General features: G+C 60.1%; 2 protein-coding genes. Both read left to right on the forward strand.

From position 1 onward, the window contains the following. Positions 1-1176: Fic family protein (locus tag HS122_20240; protein ID MBE7540727.1), on the forward strand; the 1176-nt coding region annotated here is incomplete at its 5' end. Next, positions 1173-1511 (forward strand): metallophosphoesterase (locus HS122_20245; GenBank protein ID MBE7540728.1); only part of this gene is annotated, 339 nt, incomplete at its 3' end. The genes HS122_20240 and HS122_20245, both read left to right, overlap by 4 nt.

A 1511-nucleotide genomic window follows, 5' to 3' on the forward strand; every position in this document is an offset into this window, starting at 1 on the left:
AATAATATTGTCAAAATGGCGCGAACAAAGGCCTTGTCTGCGGAAGATCTGATGCGAGCCATTGTCGTCGCGGGGCCTTATGGGGCCGCCCCCGATGCTTTGGGGACACGGTTTGCCGGAATTAGCCGGTCTACGCTCAATCGCCGCCTGCGAAACCTGGTAAATGAAGGGCGCATCGAGGCGATCGGGAAGGGGCCTGGCATACGCTATGTTTCGGGGGCGCAATTCCCGGAGGAGGATGTACGGCGCTATTTTGAAACAGACTGGCAGGCGCGGCCCTCCGTTGGTTTTCGTGAAGAGCAGCTATTACCGGAACCCGGGATCGCCCCGGAAAAGGCGGCGCGCTTGCGCAAGCTCAACGCCATTTCGCGTCCGCTCGACAGGAAATTCCTGGCGGATTTCCTGATCGATTTTTCATGGGCCTCGTCGTTGCTCGAGGGCGGCACTTATTCGGCCATCGATACCCAGGCGCTGATCGAATACGGCCAACGCAATCCGGACAAACCGGTCGAGGATGCGCTGCTCATTCTCAATCACAAGAATGCCATCGAGTATTTGTGGTCGCACCGGGAACTGACCGTCGAAACAGTGTGCCGGCTCCATTCCCTGCTTACGGATCGGCACGGTCTTGCCGAGGCGGCGGATTCGGAGCATTTCCTCCCAGACGGGCAGCGCGGTGTGCCGAGGGAATACGAGGAAGTGCGGCTGGGGCGTTCGGCATACGGGCCGCCTTTCCGCCCCGGGACGGGGTACATTGGCAGGGGACTGGCGCTGGTTGTCGATACGGCCGTCGAACTGGAACCTGTTGCGGCGGCGCTTTATTTGATGACCCGCCTTCCCTATCTGCAGGCCTTCGCAAACGGCAACAAGAGGACTTCCCGCCTTGCCGCCAATCTGCCCTTGCTGGCGGCAGGCATGCTGCCGATATCGTTCGTGGACTTCATGAAGGCGGACTATGTGCTCGGGATGTCCGCCTTTTACGAACTTGGCGATATCCAGATCATCGAGCGGGTTTTCATCCAAGGTTATGTGAGGTCGATCGTTCGCGGCAGCGATTTGCCGGCATCCGTTCGGGTCAGCGGCTTCAAGGTGGATGAGGTTGTGGGAGAACTGGTGAAGTATGTGCAGTCGGGCCGTATGCCGGAACACCCTGCTGCGGCCCTGTTCCTAACATGACCACCTACGCCGTCGGCGACATCCAGGGCTGCTTCGATTCCTTCCGGCGCCTCCTCGACCTGATCCGCTTCGACCCTGCGCATGACCGCCTCTGGCTGGTCGGCGATCTGGTCAATCGCGGTCCGCACTCTCTGGAGACGCTGCGCTTCGTCAAGGGACTGGGCGATGCTGCCATCACCGTGCTGGGCAACCACGACCTGCACCTGCTGATGCTGTCAGAGGGCTACTCGAAGAAGCATCATGACGATACGGTGGATGCTATTCTGGCGGCGCACGACCGCGAGGAATTGCTCGACTGGCTGCGCCATTGCCCCATGATGCATGTCGAGGACGGT

The organism is Opitutaceae bacterium (assembly GCA_015075305.1).
Lineage (GTDB): Bacteria > Verrucomicrobiota > Verrucomicrobiia > Opitutales > Opitutaceae > UBA6669.